Source organism: Microvirga massiliensis (assembly GCF_001006805.1).
In the GTDB taxonomy this organism is placed as follows: Bacteria; Pseudomonadota; Alphaproteobacteria; order Rhizobiales; family Beijerinckiaceae; genus Microvirga; species Microvirga massiliensis.
The window spans coordinates 258,590-276,977 of record NZ_LN811355.1; the positions used below are offsets into that span (position 1 = coordinate 258,590).

Below are 18,388 nucleotides of genomic sequence, written 5' to 3' on the forward strand. Positions count from 1 at the left end.
GCGCGGCCGAAGTCGCACTGGGCCGTGACGGGGCTCTACTTCTATGACCCGCAGGTCGTGGCGATCGCCCGGTCGTTGAAGCCCTCGGCGCGCGGCGAGCTCGAGATCACCGACGTGAACCGGCAGTATCTGGAGCGTGGCGAGCTGCACGTGCAGAAGATGGGGCGCGGCTTTGCCTGGCTCGACACCGGCACGCCGGAGTCGCTCGTCGAGGCCGCCGAGTTCGTGCGGGCGCTCGAGAAGCGGCAGGGCTTCCGGATCGCCTGCCCGGAGGAAATCGCCTTCCAGCGCGGCTGGATCAGCCGAGCCGATCTTGTCCGGCTCGGAGAGGAACTCTCGAAGAGCGATTACGGGAAATACCTGCTCAGAGTCGCGGAGACGGGTGTTCGTCCATAGAGGCCGATCGCGCGAAGTCAGTTTTCGGCGAAATATTCCGACGCAAGTTCAAAGCAGGCCAAGCGAGCTTCGGACTCCGCTCCTCCCACAATTATACGTAGCATTCGAATACGGCGCTCGGTGGGCTTGTACGGGCTGGACGGCCATCACGGAGGGAAGTCCGAGCATCTGGAAGAAGGTCTTGGAGAGAGCGATGCTCCTCTGTGCGCGGGGCCGCTAAACTCCACCGCACGCATGCCGGCTCGCTCGTCGGTCGGGCAGGCCTTGGATCCTGTTCTTGCCCATCGGGTCACGGCTTTGCTCCACGCATCCTTCAGACTCCGCCTCGCGGCGACGCCCTTGCGCTTTCGCTAATTCTTGCCGCCATCAGGCTGGGTAGAGGACTTGCACCTCCAAGCTACTGGTCATGCTCGGCACACCACGAAAAAAGCCCGCCCCGAAGGGGCGGGCTTCCTACGTCCGAGGAGGACTGGTCTCAGTAGGTGCTGAACTTGTAGTTCACGGCAGCCCGGACGACTCCGAACTCGTTGTCCCCGTTGTTGCCATTGCCCACGAAGAGGGTGCGCGACGCGTTGTCGAACACCACGCCATTGAAGCGGTTGCCGCTGTCGAGGTTGACATACAGGCCCTCGATCCGAGCGGTGAAGTTGTTGGTGATAGCGTATTCGACGCCACCGCCCACGGTCCAGCCGGTACGGGTGTCGTCGTTGTTGCAGTTGAAGAACACGCCGCCGCAGAAGCTGTTGTTGTCGCCACCGCCGCCGTAGGCGAAGCCACCCGTGGCGTAGACCAGCCAGCGATCGAAGGCCACGCCGGCGCGGGCACGGACCGTGCCGAACCAGTCGAGACCGCGCAGGCCGCCCGTGGACACGACCGCGACGTCACCGGGAATGCCCGGGCCGGTAGCAGCGATGAACGCTGGCGCCGCCCCGAAGAAGTTGTTGTTGTTGTTATCGGACGCGATGCCCTGGAAGTCCGCCTCGACGCCGATCACGAACGACCCGATCTGGTAGTTGTAGCCGATCTGTCCGCCGCCGGTGAAGCCCTCGTTGTCGTTGTCGTTTCCGGGAACGAAGAGCGTGCCGGAGGTCGTCGATGCTACGCCCGGAAAGGTGCCGGCCGGCACGAAGACGCCGTTGGAGTCGTTGTTGTTCCCCCAGGCCCAGCCGGCGTTCACGCCGACATAGAAGCCGGTCCAAGTAAACACAGGAACGGGCGTGAACACGGGAGCGACAGGAGCGGCGCGAGCCGGGAGGTCGGCTGCCATGGCGCCGGCGGTGAAGCCGAGCAGAGCGACCGACGAGAGGAGAATCTTCTTCATGAGAATTGGTCCGTTGTTTAGGTGGCCAAGGTGGTATGTAGCCAAGTCACCCGGGAAGGTCTGTCACTTTCCTGCAACAGCCAAGCTACAAGCGCTGGCATAGACGCCGACCTAGCGGGCACATGGTATACGGACGGTAAAGGCGCCTCCGGATGTGCCCTGCCCCTTTCAGGAAGCCATTGCACGGTAACACTTTCCCGATCGTTAGAACGGAGCGGGATCATTCATCCCGTGCGGTCACGAATCGTTCACCATCCCGGAAAGCACCATCGGATCGCGATTACCCATTGATCAGCCCCGGGAGAGCCATTCCCGGAGCGCCTCTCCGACCGCCTCCGGGGCCTCGAGACTCGAGAGGTGGCCGGAACCGGGGACGACAACCAGCGATGCCCACTCGATCGCCTCGGCCATCTCGCGAGCGATCTCCTGTGGCGTGATCAGGTCCTCGGCCCCGACCAGCACCAGGGTCGGGATCTCGGTCGACGGCAGGAATGGGCGGGAGTCGGCGCGGCCCATGATGGCCGTCTGCTGACGAATGAAAGCGTCAGGCCCAGTCTCCTGCAGCATCCGCCGGACGATCTCCTCGAGGCGTTCGTCAGCTTGATGGGCGGGAGCAACGAGGCGGGGCCAGAGCGCCGCGTGGATTTCATCCAGGTGCCCCTGCTTCGCGAGCTGGATGAGGTTTCGGCGGTTGGCCCGCGCCTCGTCCGTATCCGGCCGGGCGGATGTATCGAGGAGAGCAAGGCGCGCAACGCGGGCCGGTGCCTGACGTAGCACCTCCAGGGCGACGTATCCACCCATCGAGAGTCCCGCGAGTGCAAATCGTTCCGGGGCCGTCTCCAGAAGACGCTCGGCAATGGCGGCGATGCTCTCGTCCCTTGTGTGATCCGCCACGAGAATCGACCGCTCGGGAGACAGGCGAGCGATCTGCGGCTCGAAGAGTGCAGCGGTACATCCCAGGCCGGGAACCAGAACCAGCGGATCCTTGGGCATCGTCAAAATCTCCTCTTCAACCGCGAATCAGGGCCGTTGAGACCGGTTGCCCGGATTGACAAGAGGCTGCCTTGTCCTATGGTCCCGGCCCGTTCTTCGCTTGAAAACCGGCGAAACCCGATCTGCGCCCGTTCGTTGCCGTTATGAGCGGCTGGCACTCCAGGCGCCGAAGCCCTCAACGGTACTTCTAAATACATGCCCTTTGACGAACTCGGACTGAGCGACAAAGTTCTGCAGGCTGTGAGCGCAGCCGGCTACACGGAGCCGACCCCGATCCAGGCCCAGGCAATTCCACACGTTCTCGCGCGCCGCGACGTGCTGGGCATCGCCCAGACCGGCACTGGCAAGACCGCAGCATTCACACTCCCGATGCTGACCCTTCTGGAACACGGACGTGCACGAGCCCGGATGCCCCGCACGCTGATCCTGGAGCCCACGCGGGAACTCGCCGCACAGGTCGAGGAGAACTTCGACAGATACGGAGTGAACCACCGGCTGTCAGTGGCCCTTCTGATTGGCGGTGTCTCCTTTGGGGACCAGGACGCGAAGATCACCCGAGGGGTCGATGTCCTGATTGCCACGCCCGGGCGTCTTCTCGACCATTTCGAACGTGGAAAGCTCCTGCTCAGCGGCGTGGAGCTGCTCGTCATCGACGAAGCCGATCGCATGCTCGACATGGGATTCATCCCGGACATCGAGCGGATCGTGAAGCTGGTGCCGTTCACCCGCCAGACCCTCTTCTTCTCGGCAACGATGCCGCCGGAGATCCAGCGCCTGGCGGATGCGTTCCTGCATAATCCGATCCGTGTGGAAGTCGCACGGGCGGCCAGCACCGCAACGACGATCACGCAACGTCTCGTCGCGACCGGCAAGGAGGCGCACCAAAAGCGCGCAACGCTACGAGACCTGATCCGCGGTGCCTCGGACCTCAAGAACGCAATCATCTTCTGCAATCGCAAGCGCGACGTAGCCATCCTTCACCGGTCGCTGCTACGGCACGGCTTCAACGCCGCCGCGCTCCACGGAGACATGGACCAGCGGGCCCGCATGGCCGCCCTCGACTCCTTCCGGACCGGCGAGACCACGCTTCTCGTGGCAAGTGATGTAGCCGCGCGAGGCCTCGACATCCCCGCTGTCAGTCACGTCTTCAACTACGACGTGCCTCATCATGCGGAGGACTATGTCCATCGCATCGGACGGACCGGACGAGCCGGACGATCCGGAGAGGCCTTTACCCTGGTGGCTCCTGGTGACGAGAAATCCCTGGCAGCCATCGAAAAGCTGATCGGCCAGCAGATTCCCTGGGAGGGTCCGAACGTCTCCGAACTCGGTGAGAGACCGGTTTCCGACGAGCGGCGGTCGCGTCATGGCCGCCGGGGCGAGCGGGAATCGCGACGTTCCGAAGGTGCGCGGCAATCCCCTGCCCGCCCTGCGCGACGGGAGAAGGTGGAACACCAGGAAACCGAACGCGCCGAGGCACCTCAGCAGGCTTCGCCGCGCCGCATCCGGGAGGATCGTAGTCCGCGCAGGGATCGCAGCGAGAGTTCCAAATCGCGGCGGAGCGGCCAGGACCGTGAGCACGGCGAAACGGATCGTCCGGTGGTCGGACTGGGCGACCACGTGCCCGCGTTCCTCCTCCGAAGCGTTGCAACCAAGCGGACCCGCGGTTCGTCGGAATAGGGGGCTGCGCCGCCGGGCGGATTAACGACTCCTTCGGTCTTCCCGGGCAAAGTGCCGCGGCAAGCGCCTCGCCGATGAGGTGTTCCGCGGTCGCCACCCCGGCTGAGCATGCTCCAGAACCTGATCGACACCGACCGGTCCTTCTTCATCGCGCAGCGCGCACTCGAGCTGATGCGAACCTATGGAGCTTCGGCCGACCCTCGCAGCTATGAAGTCTGGTACACCTTCGTGAGCGGCGACAAGCCTGGTCTGAACGAAGCGATCAAGGCCATCACGGCAGAGCGCGGGTCCATCTCCGAAAGCGACCTCGAAGCCATCCACGACCAGTATCTCTCGCATGAGCGCATCGCGCGGACCACCGAGGCCGCCAGCGCGACGATGCTCGGTGAAATCGACCAGGTCATGGGAATGATCGATGAGGCCCTCGGCTCGACCGCGGCCTATGGCGAGTCGCTCGAGGAATTCTCCAACGGATTATCGGGCTCCGTCGACAGGAACCGTGTCCGGGATCTCCTCGCTGCCGCCGTGAGCGCGACTCATCAGGTCACTCAGACGAATCGGCAGCTCGAGGCTCGCCTGAAAGAGACCCGAGCAGAGATGGAGAGCCTTCGCGAGACATTGGAGAATGTCCGGGTCGAGGCGGTGACGGACCCTGTGACCGGCATCTCCAACCGCAAGCACTTTCAGGACATGCTTCACAAGGCCGTGGAGGCTGCCGATGCACATCAGACGCCACTCGCGCTCGTCGTGATCGACATCGATCACTTCAAACGGTTCAACGATCTCTACGGCCATCTCACGGGCGATCAGGTGCTGAGGCTCGTCGGCATGACGATGCGCGAGCAGGTGAAGAGCCGGGCGACACTAGCGCGTTTCGGAGGCGAGGAGTTCGGGATCGTTCTTCCCGATGCCGGTCCTGACGAGGCTCGTTCGGTCGCAGAAGCGATTCGCCAGAGCGTTCTCAACCGCGAATTGATCAAGAGGTCGACCGGAGAGTCGCTCGGCCGCATTACGGTTTCCGTCGGCGTTGCGTCGTTCCGGCAAGGCGAAACGGCGATGAGCCTTTTGGAGCGGGCTGATCAGTCGATGTATGCGGCCAAGCGCAATGGCCGCAACCGCACGGTCACTGACGGTGACCTGCAGTCCGGAACAGACCAACTCTCGGAAGTAGCCTGAGCTCTGCTTGCCGCCGGGTCTGGTCGTCGCGGCAGCAGTCCGGATCCGGCCTCAAGCACTCTCGACGGCATCAGGCTGGACAGGCGTGATCGCAACGGACTCGCCGCATCCGCACGCCGAGGTCTGGTTCGGATTGTTGAAGACGAACTGCGACGACAGCTTGGTGGTCTGAAAGTCCATCTCCGTCCCGAGCAGGAAGAGAATGGCCTTCGGGTCGATCAGGACCTTGACGCCCTTGTCTTCCACGACCTCGTCGAGCGGCAATATGCTTTCGGCATATTCCATCGTATACGACATGCCTGCGCAGCCGCCGTTCTTCACGCCGACGCGGAGCCCGACGATCGGCTTGGGCGAGCTGGCCATGAGCTCGCGAACACGATTCGCAGCCGCGTCGGTCAGGCTAATGACCTTGAGCTTCGGTAACGCCATCGATCTCTCCACAATCCGGGTTCAAGGCCCGGGCAGATGATCATCTTATGAAAAGATAAGGATTCCGGACGGAAAGCGCGAGATCACCACATGTCGAGCGCAACACGAGCCTCGTCCGACATCCTGCTCTGATCCCAGGGTGGATCGAAAACCAGGTTGACTCTGACAGCCTGAACGCCCGGCACGGTGCTCACGGCATTCTCCACCCAGCCCGGCATCTCCCCCGCAACGGGGCAGCCCGGCGCGGTCAGCGTCATGTCGATCGTCACGTTCCGGTCGTCATCGATTTCAACCCGATAGATCAGGCCGAGCTCGTAGATGTCGGCCGGGATCTCGGGATCGTACACGGTCTTGAGGGCCGCAATGATGTCGTCAGTCAGGCGGTCGAGTTCTTCCGGCGGAATGGCCGGAGCGAGCGACACCGCCGGCGAATTCGGAGGGGCCCCCTCCGGAGAAGTGGCAACGGTCACGGCTTGTCCTCACGAAAACAGGGTTTCGGCCTTCTGCAGCGCTTCCGCCAGCTTATCGACCTCGTCGAGTGTATTGTAGAGCCCGAAGGACGCCCGACACGTCGAGGTCGTCCCGAACCGCTCCAGAAGCGGCATCGCGCAATGGGTCCCCGCACGCACGGCAACTCCCTGCCGATCGATCACGGTCGCCACGTCATGCGCATGCGCCCCCTTCATCTCGAAGGAGATGATGGCGCCCTTCCGGGCCGCCCGGCCGATCAGCCGAAGGGAGTTCATGGCGCCGAGGCGCCTGTGCGCATAATCGGAGAGGTTCGCCTCGTGCGCGCGGATGCGGTCCCGCCCGAGTTCCATCATGAAGCGAAGAGCGGCTCCGAGCCCTACGGCCTCGACAATGGGGGGCGTGCCCGCCTCGAAGCGATGCGGAGGATCGTTGTAGGTGATCGCATCGACCCGAACCTCCCGGATCATCTCGCCGCCGCCCTGATAGGGCGGCATCCGCTCGAGCCAGCTGCGCTTTCCGTAAAGCACGCCGATTCCCGTCGGGCCATAGACCTTGTGGCCGGTGAAGACATAGAAGTCCGCATCCAGATCCCGGACATCGACGTCCAGATGCACCGCGCCCTGGGCTCCGTCGACGAGCACCGGAACACCATGCGCATGCGCGATCCGGATGATCTCCTTTATCGGCGTGATCGTCCCCAGCACGTTGGACATGTGCGTGAGCGCCACGAACTTCGTGCGCGGGGTGAAGAGCTTCTCGAATTCCTCGATCAGGAAGTTGCCTTCGTCGTCGACCGGGGCCCACTTGATGACCGCGCCCTTCCGCTCCCGCAGGAAGTGCCAGGGCACGATGTTGGAGTGATGCTCCATGATGGAGAGGATGATCTCGTCCCCCTCCCCGATGCCCATCCGGCCGAAGCTGTCCGCGACCAGGTTGTAGGCCTCAGTCGCGCTCTTGGTGAAGACGATCTCGTCTGCCGCCTCCGCATTCAGGAAGGCGCGCACGGTCTCCCGAGCCGCCTCGAACGCCTCCGTCGCGGCATTGGCCATGAAGTGGAGGCCGCGATGGACGTTCGCATAGCCGGTTTCCATCGTTCGCGTCATCGCCTCGATCACCACCCGCGGCTTCTGAGCCGAGGCAGCGCTATCGAGATAGACGAGCGGCTTGCCGTAGACGGTCTGCGCCAGGATCGGAAACTCCGCCCTGATTGCCTCGACGTCATAGGGAAGGACGTCGGCATCGCGGTTCATCTTCGCCTCCTCATCCCGGCGCGAACGATCGAGCACGGTCAGGTGCGCTCCCGTAGCCACTGCTCGGCGAGCCCGACCAGGGCCTCCTCGATACCGTCATGCGAGACCACCTCGAGAGCCTCGCCGAGGAACGCCTGGACGAGCAGTCGCTCCGCCTCGGCGCGCGGGAGCCCGCGCGCCATCAGGTAGAACAGAAGATCGTCGTCGAGGGCGCCGCTCGTCGCGCCGTGCGCGCACTGGACATCGTCGGCGAAGATCTCGAGTTCCGGCTTGTTGTTCATCGTGGCGCCGTCCGACAGGAGCAGCGCCGCTGACATCATGCGGCCGTCGGTCTTCTGGGCCTCATGCCGGACGACGATCTTGCCCTGGAACACGCCGATCGCATTGCCGTCCATGACCGTCTTGAACAGCTCCCGGCTGACGCAGCCCAAACCCGAATGATCCACGACAAGCGTGGTGTCGGCGAGCTGCTCGCGCCGGATCATGGTGGCGCCGTAGATCTGAAGGACCGACCGGTCCCCGACACACTCGGCGAAAACCTGGTGCCGCGACAGCGACGAGCCGAGTACCGTGTTCAGGGTATTGAACGTCGTCTCCGTTCCGAGTCTCACCATCAGCGTCGACAAGGCCATCACGTCCGCCCCTTCGGTGTTCAGGCGAATGTGATCAATCTGGGCCCGGTCGCCGGCCTCGATCTCGACGACATGGTTCGGCTGATGCGCAATGCCGTCGACGCTTTCGTGGCTTTCCAGAAGGGTGATGCGGGCGCCTTCGTCCACCTTCATCACCACCCGCGCGGAGGCCGCGACAGCACTGTCATCCCGGGAAACGAACCGGAGGTGAATCGGCTTGGCTACCTCCCCGGAGACATGGATCACGACGCCATCGGCGACGAAGGCGGTGTTGAGCTGATAAAGTGGATTCTGCACGATCGCCGGCGCACTGCCTGGGAACGACGAGGGCAGGCGATCCTTCTCGAGCTCCTCGTTCAGACGCTGAACGTGAATGCCCTCCGTCAATCCGGATGCCAGATCCGACGCGACGAAACCATCGACGAAGACGAGCTCGACCGCGTCGATGCTGCTGAACGCCGACGGACGAGCTAAGGCCCGAGCAACGACGTCCTTCGACGGCTGCGTCGCTCGAGGGGCCACCTCACGCATTGCGGAGCGAAGATCGGTGTATTTGAACTCCTCGACTCGGCGATGCGGGAGACCGGTCTGAGAAAACGAACGGAATGCCTGTTCCCGCAGTTTCGCATTACCGGGCAACGACGTGTGGACAGCGGCAAAAGCGTCAGCGAGGCTCTGCTCTGCCGGATTCTTGATCAATGTCATGTTCGCCATGGCTAAGCCTTCACGCTGCCGTAGCCCGGTACTCGGCGTAACCGCTCGCTTCGAGCTCGAGCGCAAGCTCCTTTCCGCCCGTGCGCACGATCTTGCCGTTCGACAACACGTGCACCGTGTCCGGGACGATGTGGTTGAGAAGCCGCTGGTAGTGCGTGATCACGAGAAAGGCGCGATCCGGCGAGCGGAGCGCATTGACGCCATCGGCAACGATCTGCAGGGCATCGATATCGAGGCCTGAATCCGTCTCATCGAGAATGCAGAAGGATGGCTGCAGAAGCGCCATCTGGAGGATTTCCATCCGCTTCTTCTCGCCGCCGGAGAAACCGACGTTCAAGCCGCGCTTCAGCATCTCCTTCGGGACCTCGAGCTGGGCAGCCGCCGCATTCACTCGCTTGATGAAATCCGGAGTGGAAAGTTCGGCTTCCCCTCTCGCCTTCCGCTGCGCATTCAGCGCCGCCTTCAGGAACGTCATCGTGGCGACCCCGGGAATTTCCAGGGGATACTGGAAAGCCAGGAAGAGACCTGCAGCAGCCCTTTGATCCGGCTCGAGCTCCAGGATGTTTTCGCCGTTGAGGAGGATCTCGCCGTCGAGGACCTCGTAGTCCTCCTTGCCAGCGATCACGTAGGAAAGGGTCGACTTGCCCGATCCGTTCGGGCCCATGATGGCAGCGACCTCTCCCTTGCCGACGTGCAGGGTAAGGCCATCGAGGATTCGCCGGTTGTCGATCTCTACGACGAGGTTGTTGATCTGAAGCATATCCATTCACCGAGCAGCAGGACCGGATGGCCCGGCCCGCCTGTAATGTTGAAGATCAGGAGCAGCGGGAATCGCGCTGCAGGCGCGGTCAGCCCACGGAGCCTTCGAGCGAGATCGCGATCAGCTTCTGCGCCTCTACGGCGAACTCCATCGGAAGGTGCTGGAGCACATCCTTGACGAAGCCGTTCACGATGAGCGCGACCGCCTCTTCCTCATCGAGGCCACGCTGCCTGCAGTAGAACAGCTGGTCCTCGGAGATCTTGGAGGTGGTCGCCTCGTGTTCGAATACGGCCGAGGCGTTCTTCGACTCGATGTAGGGCACCGTGTGGGCCCCGCACTCGTTGCCCACGAGCAGCGAGTCGCAGTTCGTGAAGTTGCGTGCGCCCGTCGCCTTCCGGTGCGCCGAGACGAGACCGCGATAGGTGTTCTGGGATCGGCCGGCCGCGATTCCCTTGGAGATGATCCGGCTCGTGGTGTTCTTGCCGAGGTGGATCATCTTCGTTCCGGAATCGACCTGCTGCATCCCGTTGGAGATCGCGATCGAATAGAACTCGCCACGGGAACCGTCCCCGCGCAGGATGCAGGACGGGTATTTCCAGGTGATCGCCGAGCCGGTCTCGACCTGGGTCCAGGTGATGATCGAGTTGCGGCCGCGGCAATCGCCGCGCTTGGTCACGAAGTTGTAGACCCCGCCCCGACCCTCGCTGTCACCCGGATACCAGTTCTGCACGGTCGAGTATTTGATCTCGGCGTCATCCAGCGCGATCAGCTCGACGACGGCGGCATGGAGCTGGTTTTCGTCCCGCTGAGGCGCCGTGCAGCCCTCGAGATAGGAGACGTAGGAGCCCTTGTCCGCGATGATCAGGGTGCGCTCGAACTGGCCGGTATCCCGCTCGTTGATCCGGAAATACGTGGACAGCTCCATCGGGCAGCGGACGCCCGGCGGAACATAGACGAAAGATCCGTCCGTGAAGACTGCCGAATTCAGGGTCGCAAAAAAGTTGTCCGTAACAGGAACGACCGTTCCAAGATACTTCCGGACGAGATCCGGATGCTCCCTGATCGCCTCGGACATGGAGCAGAAGATCACGCCCGCCTTGGCGAGTTCTTCCTTGAAAGTGGTTGCAACCGAGACGCTGTCGAAGACCGCATCCACGGCCACACGGTTGCGCGGCTCGACGCCGGCCAGGATTTCCTGCTCACGCAGAGGAATCCCGAGCTTCTCGTAGGTCCTGAGAATTTCTGGGTCGACCTCGTCCAGCGACTTGGGCGCCGGATTATACTTGGGCGCCGCATAATAGTAGATGTCGTTGTAGTCGATCTTCTCGTACGAGACGCGGGCCCAAGTCGGCTCTGTCATCGTCAGCCAGCGGCGATAGGCATCGAGCCGCCACTCGCACATCCACTCCGGCTCGCCCTTCTTGGCCGAGATGAAGCGGATCACATCCTCGGACAGGCCCTTCGGGGCCTTTTCCATTTCGACCTTCGTCTCGAAGCCGAACTTGTATTGATCGACGTCAATGCGCCGGACCTGATCGATCGTTTCCTGCACCGCAGGCATCGTGTCACTCCTCACCGCTCACGGTTTCAAGGACCGCGGGTTGATGGATGGCAAACGGGCGCAATTCTTCAGGCCGCGCTCGCCTGCCGCTTATATAGGGACGAAAAGACCCTTTCGCACGCCCCGGCAAACCAGGACACGTCCTCTTGGGTCGAATTCCACCCCAAACTCACACGTATGGCGCCATCCGCGAGGCCGGCGGAGACGCCGCAGGCCTCAAGGACATGCGACCGGCGAACCTTGCCGGACGAGCACGCCGCCCCTGAAGAAAGCGCCACGCCTTCGAGATCGAAGGCGATCAGCAGGGTCTCCGCCTTCAGGCCGGGCGCGCTAAAAGCTACGGTATTCGGCAGCCGCTCCGCCCGTACGCCGAAGATATGAACGTCCGGAACTAGCCTCCGCAGGTGGGCCTCCACCTCTTTCCGCAGAGCCAGGAGCCTGGAAGCCTCCCCGACACTTTCTGCATTGGCGGCTTCGGCAGCCGCTCCGAATCCGGCGATGCCTGCTACATTCTCGGTGCCGGCCCGGCGTCCTCGCTCCTGTCCGCCGCCGCGCAGGAGCGCCGAGGGAGGCACGACTCCATCGCCGAGCACGAGAGCGCCGACTCCCTTGGGCCCACCGATCTTGTGTGCGGAGAACGTGATGGCGTCGAAATCACCGATCGAGAGCGGGAGCCGTCCGGCGACCTGGACCGCATCAGTATGAATCACGCCGCCGTGGCCGCGAACGAGATCTGCGGCTGCCGCGACCGGCTGCAGGACTCCGGTCTCGTTGTTCGCCGCCTGAATGGAAACCAGCAGGCCGCTCGCGTCTTGATCGAGCCGCTCCGATAGCCAGTCGAGATTCACAACCCCATCGGAATCTACTGGGATGCGCTCGGCCTCTCCGAACCCATGGCCGTCGAGCACGCAGGGATGCTCGACCGCGCTCATCAGGAGGCGCTCGGTCGAAGCGCGCCCGCCTGCCGCAAGGCCCGGACGCAGCGCCAATGCCGCGGCCTCGCTCCCGCTCGAGGTGAAGACGACCTGTGACGGCTTTGCGCCGACGAGCCGAGCGACCTGCTCGCGAGCCTGCTCGACCAGTGCTCTTGCCGCGCGGCCTTCGGCGTGCACCGACGATGGATTGCCGGGTAGCGCGAGGGCAGCCGACATTGCCGCCGCAGCCTCCGGTCGAACCGGGGCGCTGGCGTTGTAGTCGAGGTAGCTGCGCTGGCGAGCTGCCATCCCGAAGGCCTGTCCAAATACGAAACTCTTGCAGTCGCCCCGGGTTGCCGTGCTAGAGCACCAACATCATCTCCCGTAGCGCCATCATCCGGCGAACGCGTTGCTGCGATCCAGCCGTCTGACTTTAGAATAGTTCTAAACGCAGATGTAGGGTCCGTCGGCGGCGCGAGTCAAGACGGGTCTGACTGCCGGACGGCAGGCCACAGAGAGAAGGTTCGCCACTTATGCCTGAGGTTATCTTCACGGGTCCTGCCGGACGCATCGAGGGCCGCTATCAGCCGGCCAAGCAGAAGGGAGCGCCGATCGCGATCGTGCTGCATCCCCATCCGCAGTTCGGCGGCACGATGAACAACCAGATCGTGTACAATCTCTTCTATAACTTCGTGGGTCGCGGCTTCTCGGTTCTCCGGTTCAATTTCCGGGGCGTCGGCCGCAGTCAGGGCTCGTTCGACCACGGCCAGGGCGAACTCTCGGACGCGGCAGCGGCACTCGATTGGGCCCAGGCCATGAACCCCGACGCACGGGCGTGCTGGATCGCTGGCGTCTCCTTCGGGTCCTGGATCGGTATGCAATTGCTCATGCGGCGCCCGGAGATCGAAGGCTTCATTTCGATCGCCGCGATGGCCAACCGCTACGACTTCTCGTTCCTGGCTCCCTGCCCCTCATCCGGCCTCTTCGTCCATGGCTCGGAGGATCGGGTTGCGCCGGTCAAGGACGTCGTGAGCGTCATCGAGAAGGTAAAGACGCAAAAGGGCGTGAAAATCGAGCATGCCGTCGTCGATGGCGCCAACCATTTTTTTGATGGGAAGGTCGACGATCTCATGGAGGCGGTCGACGCCTATCTCACCAAGCGTTTGGGCAAGCCCGAGGGCGGCGGGGTGAATACGGCCGCGCTCGCCGAAGAGGACGCTGTCCCGCAGTTGGCTCCTGCGAAGGGGACCTGAACACCTTCCCGGGTCGGGCTGAACGGAATTCCACCTTCCCCATGAGCAGCCTATAGCGCGGCGCTAGCTGCAAGCGTCGATCGGGGCCTGCTCTGCGCGAGCAGTGACCGGGCACGATCCTCTCCCCAATCCTTCCGGAGGCATGGTGGTTCTCCGGTACCTGCTTTGGTGAGCAAGTCATGAATGCCGCGGCTGAATCCAGTTTCCTGCGTACGCTCTTGGAGCGTGGCTTCGTTCACCAGATTTCCGACTTAGCGGGCTTGGACCGGGAGGCGCGTGACGGACGCATCACGGCCTATATCGGCTTCGACTGTACCGCCCCTTCGCTCCATGTCGGGTCTCTCGTCCAGATCATGATGCTGCGCTGGCTTCAGCAATGCGGCCATAAGCCGATCGTGCTGATGGGCGGAGGCACTACCCGCATCGGGGATCCCTCCGGGCGCGACGAGACCCGCCGGATCCTGTCCGAGGCCGATATCGAGGCAAACAAGGCGGGAATCGCCTCCGTCTTCTCGAAATTCCTGACGTTCGGCGACGGCCCGACCGACGCCGTGATGATCGACAATGCCGACTGGCTTCTCAAGCTGAACTATATCGAGTTCCTGCGCGACGTCGGCCGGTACTTCTCGGTGAACCAGATGCTCACCTTCGATTCGGTGCGGTTGCGCCTCGATCGCGAGCAGCCGCTGTCGTTCATCGAGTTCAACTACATGATCCTCCAAGCCTACGACTTCGTCGAGCTGGCCCGGCGCTACGGTTGCGTCGTGCAGATGGGAGGCTCGGACCAGTGGGGAAACATCGTCAACGGGATCGATCTCGGGCGCCGTATGGGGACGCCACAGCTCTACGCCATCACGACGCCGCTCATCACCAGCGCGTCCGGCGCCAAGATGGGCAAGACCGCCAAGGGAGCGATCTGGCTCAACCCCGACCTTTTAACCCCTTATGAGTATTGGCAGTTCTGGCGCAACACCGAGGACGCCGACGTCGAGCGGTTCCTGAAACTGTTCACGATCTTGCCGCTGCCCGAGATCCGTCGCCTCAGCGCTCTCCAGGGCTCCGAGATCAACGAGGCTAAGAAGGTGCTCGCAACCGAAGCCACCGCCCTCCTGCATAGTCGGGAAGAGGCGGAGCAGGCTGCGGAAACGGCGCGCAAGACCTTCGAACAGGGCACTCTTGCCGAGACGCTCCCGACCGTCGCAATACCCCAAAGCGTCCTCGATGGCGGCCTCGGCATCTTGACCGCCTTCGGGCCGGAATTTGCCGGACTGGTGCCCTCGACGAGCGAGGCGCGGCGTCAGGTGAAATCGGGCGGTCTGCGCGTCAATGACCGGACCGTCACCGACGAGCGGGCGCAACTCGGTCCGGCAGACCTCACGCCCGAAGGCGTGATCAAACTCTCCTTCGGCAAGAAGCGACACGTCCTCCTCCGGCTGGCGTGACCGCTATCGCTCTGAAACCGGTGGTGGGACAGCCCCCGCCTCCGGTGCTGCCCCGGCTCCGAAGAGCCGCCTCAGGAAGCCCGGCGCAACCGCCGAGAGTGGGTTCACGTTGAGAACGGGCGCACTCGGCTTTCCCGATACGCGGAAGTTCACCGCGAAAAGCCCCTCGTACTGCCCTCCTCCGAGGAGCGGGCCAAATAGCGGCACTTGGGCGAACATATTGTTCAGGCCGTAGGCCGGGATGAAAGTGCCCGCAACGTCCACCCGGTCCCTGCCATAATCGACGAAGCCGGCAAGGGTGAAGCCGACCTGCTCGCCCCAGATCGCGGCGTCTCGAAAGTCGATCCGCCCGGGGCTGCGGCTGAAATCGAGCCTCGCCTTCGTGAAGCCGACCTCGTTGAGATCGATCCGCATCGGCTGCACGTTGCCGGCTGTGTCCCGCCCGGCCACGACCTGTGACTGTGTGGGGATGATGCGCCGGAGCGCCGGCTCGTTCCGAAGCACGAAATCGCGAAGGGTAGCATTGCCGATCTGCGGCCCGTCGGACGCCGCGAGCTGAAGCGTCAAGTCCCCGCCCGACATTCGTTCGTAGAGATCGAGAAAGCGCAGCAACGCCCCGGCATCTTCCGAGTGGAAATGGATGACCGGGGCCACGCCGGGTCTCGTGACCGTCTGGCTCGTGACATCGCTCGAGCCGAGACGGGCTTTCAGGTCGAGCCGGCGCAGTCTGTCCTTCCGCATCGAAGCTTTGACGGAGAAGCCCGTCATCGCCTCCTCGTTGTGGCCGGTCAGGATATTCAGGGCCACGTCGAGATCGAGATCCGCCGAGTCCTTACTCGCCGGCCCGTTCCGGCCGCCTGCCCCTCCTCCTGGGCCCGCAAGGGCTTTGATGAACGGCCGCGAGTCGCCAACATTGCCGCGCACTGTAACGCGATGAAATCCGTTCGCACGCTCCACGACGGCTCTCATGTCGTCGCCAGACGAGAGCTTGAGAGTCTGCAATTCGAGCTTGTCGAGATTTCCGTCAGAGGCGAGGATGGCAGACCCGCGCAACTGGACTGGGCCTGCATCGACGTGCAGTTCCCGGACCTCGGGTGAAGGCCCGTCGAGAAACAGGAAGGAAATCCGTCCGGGGCGGCCGACCGGCTTGGTCCAGCCTGGAAGGAGTTGATCGACACTTGCCTTCGCGAGATCCGCCTCGATTCGAATCCCGGTGTTGCTGTTCCGTCCAATCGGGACCGTTGCCCTGACGGCCACGGGACCCGTGAGTTTCTGGCCGACACTGATGCCGCGCCGCGCACGGCCGGCCTCGTCGAGGATCAGTGAAACGGAGGCTTCGCCGCCCGCATCGCCCGCCTGCCGTATTGCGATGCTGGCAGGGCTCCCGGCCAGCTTGCCCTCGCCGTCGATCGCAAGAGTTCCGTGATCGTAGGCAATCGCGAGATTGGCGGACTCGAGCTTCTCCTTGCCGACCAGCTTCTCGATGGAGAGATCCGCAACGGTCCCCGTCACGGCCAGCGGGAGGTCGGCAAAGGCCGGAATGTCGTTGATCGTCAGAGGGATTTCGACCCCCAAGTCGGCTTTTCCCTTCATGACGTCCGGATCCAGGCCGATCGAGGCTACCTTCTGAATCAGTGGCTCGCGCAGCAGGGCGCCCAGAGCATCGGCGGAGCCTTTCAGGCGGAAACCGATCCTGGCGATCGCGTCGTTACGCCAGAAATCGTCGATCGTGAAGGAACCCTCGCTTGCCTGTAGGCTTCGCTTTCCGGGCAAATCGACGACTCCGTCGGCGCCTCGAATCGATGCCGCCTGTCCGGTGACGGCTCCGATCACGCGCGTGTGTCGCACGGGTGGAAGTCCCTGGGCAACCTCCAGGGCGCCTTCGCTGATCGAGAAGTCCACCTTCAGAGCTCGCTCGGGCAATGGCCCTCCGGAATTCGCTATATCGAATTCTGCCCCGCTCATGTCGACGGTGAGCTTCAGGCTCTCGAGCTGCCCGGCCGTGAGGCTCCGGACAAGGAAACGGCGGACGGCCGGTGCGACTGCCTCGGGCCAGATGCGAAGCGCCGAGCGAACATCGGTCCCGCGACTGTCGACTGCCAGGGTGAGGGCGCGGGGATCCCCTGGCCTTCCGATCTTCCCGCTGAGATCGACCGCTAACTGCGGCCCACGGACCGAAAGATGCTCGATCCCGATCTCCTCGCCACCGGACAGGCTTGCCGAAAATTCGTCGATCTTGACGACTCGATCGGCCAATCCCGCGCCCGAGAGCACAGCATTTCTGCCCGAAAAGGCTCCTCGCCAGCCTTGACCGGGGAGGAGCGTCATCCCGCCTGCAAGGCGGATTGCCGTAGCGCCCGAGTCGATCGCAAGATTCTCCACATCGAGCGTGCCCCGGGCCTCATCCCAAGCAAGTTTGGCCGCGAGACTGTCGAGTGGGAACGGAGATGTGTCCTTGTCATGAATCCGGACTTGCCCCCCCTTACTCGCAATCGAGGCTCGCATGTCGGTAAGGCGTCCGTCCGCGAGGACGAGATCCAGCTCCCCGGAAAAGTTCGCATTCACGGTGGCGGGAATTCCCGACAGGCCCGAGAGGAGAAGAAGGTCCTGGGCTGGAGCATCCGCGACCTGCAGCGCCGCACGATAGTCATTGCCAGCACCCTTGGCGGTTCCGGCAATCTTCCAGTTTCCATGCGGGCCGAAAAGAATCGACTCGAAGCTGCGGCTGCCGTCGGGAGCGCGTGCGAAGAGGGCGTCGACCCGATGAAAGGTCGTGCGCTCCCGACGGTCCGCATCGATGACCGAGAGTCGGGCATTGCTCAGCTTGGCCGCATTGAGGCTTCCGAGGAAGCCGTCGTGCCCAACCAGCAGATCGAGCACGCCGTCTGCCGCGAGAGAAACCTGCGACGCGGAATTCCCTGACTGTTGGCGAATCCCGGCCTGCGAGGGTGACTCCGGCGTAGAAGGGGCGGCAGCAGCGGCATCCGGCTCGCCGCCAGGCAGAAACGACAATGAGCCGTTACGACCCAGAGAGGCTCTCAACCAGAGATCCCTGAACTCGACAGAGCGGGGTTGAAGCTGGGCTCTCAGGAGTGAGAATACATCCAGGCTGATCAGCGCGTCCGGCACTCTCAGTACGAGGGCGCCGTCGGGATTTCGGATCTCGAGACCGGATGCGCGCAGCGCAGGATGGCCATCGCTAAGCTCGATCGCCGAGCCGCTGACCGACACCGCCCAGCCTGGACCGACCCGCCCCGCCATCGCTTCGGAAAAGCCCGCTGGGAGCTCGGCGAGGCTGAGCGGGCCAGCCGCCAGCCGGAGGTAAAGGATCGCAAGAGCGGCGCCCGCGATGGCCAGCAAGCCGAGGGCCAAGTAGAGGATGCCCGAGAGAAATCG

The 18,388-nt window shown here is 63.5% G+C and carries 15 protein-coding genes; 5 read left to right on the forward strand and 10 right to left on the reverse strand.

Annotated features, from left to right (window positions below; all coding sequences use genetic code 11):
* On the forward strand, positions 1–396 hold a 396-nt coding region (locus BN1233_RS19605), incomplete at its 5' end, for a sugar nucleotidyltransferase (protein WP_048707364.1).
* 475 nt (positions 397–871) lie between these two features.
* Here BN1233_RS19605 and BN1233_RS19610 read toward each other — a convergent pair.
* Both BN1233_RS19610 and BN1233_RS19615 read right to left on the reverse strand, forming a co-directional pair.
* Complete coding sequence (locus tag BN1233_RS19610; protein ID WP_046865276.1) at positions 872–1,717, reverse strand: outer membrane protein; 846 nt, start codon at positions 1,715–1,717, stop codon at positions 872–874.
* A 291-nt stretch (positions 1,718–2,008) separates the two neighbouring features.
* Positions 2,009–2,710, reverse strand: coding sequence for an alpha/beta hydrolase (locus BN1233_RS19615; protein ID WP_046865277.1), 702 nt, complete (start codon positions 2,708–2,710; stop codon positions 2,009–2,011).
* A 195-nt stretch (positions 2,711–2,905) separates the two neighbouring features.
* Here BN1233_RS19615 and BN1233_RS19620 point away from each other — a divergent pair, with 195 nt between their 5' ends.
* A complete protein-coding gene (locus BN1233_RS19620) occupies positions 2,906–4,390 on the forward strand; it encodes a DEAD/DEAH box helicase (RefSeq protein WP_046865278.1) in 1,485 nt (494 codons plus the stop codon).
* Positions 4,391–4,498: 108 nt separating this feature from the next.
* Positions 4,499–5,566 carry a GGDEF domain-containing protein gene (locus BN1233_RS19625; RefSeq protein ID WP_046865279.1) on the forward strand — a complete coding sequence of 356 codons (1,068 nt, stop codon included), beginning with the start codon at positions 4,499–4,501 and terminating at the stop codon, positions 5,564–5,566.
* Between the two features lie 51 nt (positions 5,567–5,617).
* Here BN1233_RS19625 and BN1233_RS19630 read toward each other — a convergent pair whose 3' ends face one another.
* The 7 genes from BN1233_RS19630 to BN1233_RS19660 all read right to left on the reverse strand — a co-directional run bounded on the left by BN1233_RS19630 (position 5,618) and on the right by BN1233_RS19660 (position 12,606).
* On the reverse strand, positions 5,618–5,995 hold the full coding sequence (locus BN1233_RS19630; RefSeq protein ID WP_046865280.1) for a HesB/IscA family protein: 378 nt from the start codon (positions 5,993–5,995) through the stop codon (positions 5,618–5,620).
* Between the two features lie 83 nt (positions 5,996–6,078).
* Positions 6,079–6,417 (reverse strand): SUF system Fe-S cluster assembly protein, encoded by a 339-nt coding sequence (locus tag BN1233_RS19635; RefSeq protein WP_147707405.1) that lies wholly within the window; start codon positions 6,415–6,417, stop codon positions 6,079–6,081.
* A 57-nt stretch (positions 6,418–6,474) separates the two neighbouring features.
* Positions 6,475–7,716 (reverse strand): cysteine desulfurase, encoded by a 1,242-nt coding sequence (locus tag BN1233_RS19640; RefSeq protein ID WP_046865483.1) that lies wholly within the window; start codon positions 7,714–7,716, stop codon positions 6,475–6,477.
* 38 nt (positions 7,717–7,754) lie between these two features.
* Complete coding sequence (sufD, locus tag BN1233_RS19645; RefSeq protein WP_046865282.1) at positions 7,755–9,062, reverse strand: Fe-S cluster assembly protein SufD; 1,308 nt, start codon at positions 9,060–9,062, stop codon at positions 7,755–7,757.
* A gap of 10 nt (positions 9,063–9,072) precedes the next feature.
* Positions 9,073–9,822 carry a Fe-S cluster assembly ATPase SufC gene (sufC, locus tag BN1233_RS19650; RefSeq protein ID WP_046865283.1) on the reverse strand — a complete coding sequence of 250 codons (750 nt, stop codon included), beginning with the start codon at positions 9,820–9,822 and terminating at the stop codon, positions 9,073–9,075.
* A gap of 88 nt (positions 9,823–9,910) precedes the next feature.
* Positions 9,911–11,383, reverse strand: a complete 1,473-nt coding sequence (sufB, locus tag BN1233_RS19655; protein WP_046865284.1) for a Fe-S cluster assembly protein SufB — start codon at positions 11,381–11,383, stop codon at positions 9,911–9,913.
* 68 nt (positions 11,384–11,451) lie between these two features.
* Positions 11,452–12,606 (reverse strand): cysteine desulfurase family protein, encoded by a 1,155-nt coding sequence (locus BN1233_RS19660; RefSeq protein WP_046865285.1) that lies wholly within the window; start codon positions 12,604–12,606, stop codon positions 11,452–11,454.
* 224 nt (positions 12,607–12,830) lie between these two features.
* Between BN1233_RS19660 and BN1233_RS19665 the strand changes: the two genes are divergently transcribed.
* Both BN1233_RS19665 and tyrS read left to right on the forward strand, forming a co-directional pair.
* A complete protein-coding gene (locus BN1233_RS19665) occupies positions 12,831–13,550 on the forward strand; it encodes an alpha/beta hydrolase (protein WP_244470620.1) in 720 nt (239 codons plus the stop codon).
* 179 nt (positions 13,551–13,729) lie between these two features.
* Positions 13,730–14,992, forward strand: a complete 1,263-nt coding sequence (tyrS, locus tag BN1233_RS19670) for a tyrosine--tRNA ligase (RefSeq protein ID WP_046865286.1) — start codon at positions 13,730–13,732, stop codon at positions 14,990–14,992.
* A gap of 3 nt (positions 14,993–14,995) precedes the next feature.
* Here the strand turns inward: tyrS and BN1233_RS19675 are convergent, their stop codons facing one another.
* A complete protein-coding gene (locus BN1233_RS19675; RefSeq protein ID WP_187144325.1) occupies positions 14,996–18,364 on the reverse strand; it encodes a YhdP family protein in 3,369 nt (1,122 codons plus the stop codon).
* Positions 18,365–18,388: the final 24 nt, after the last annotated feature.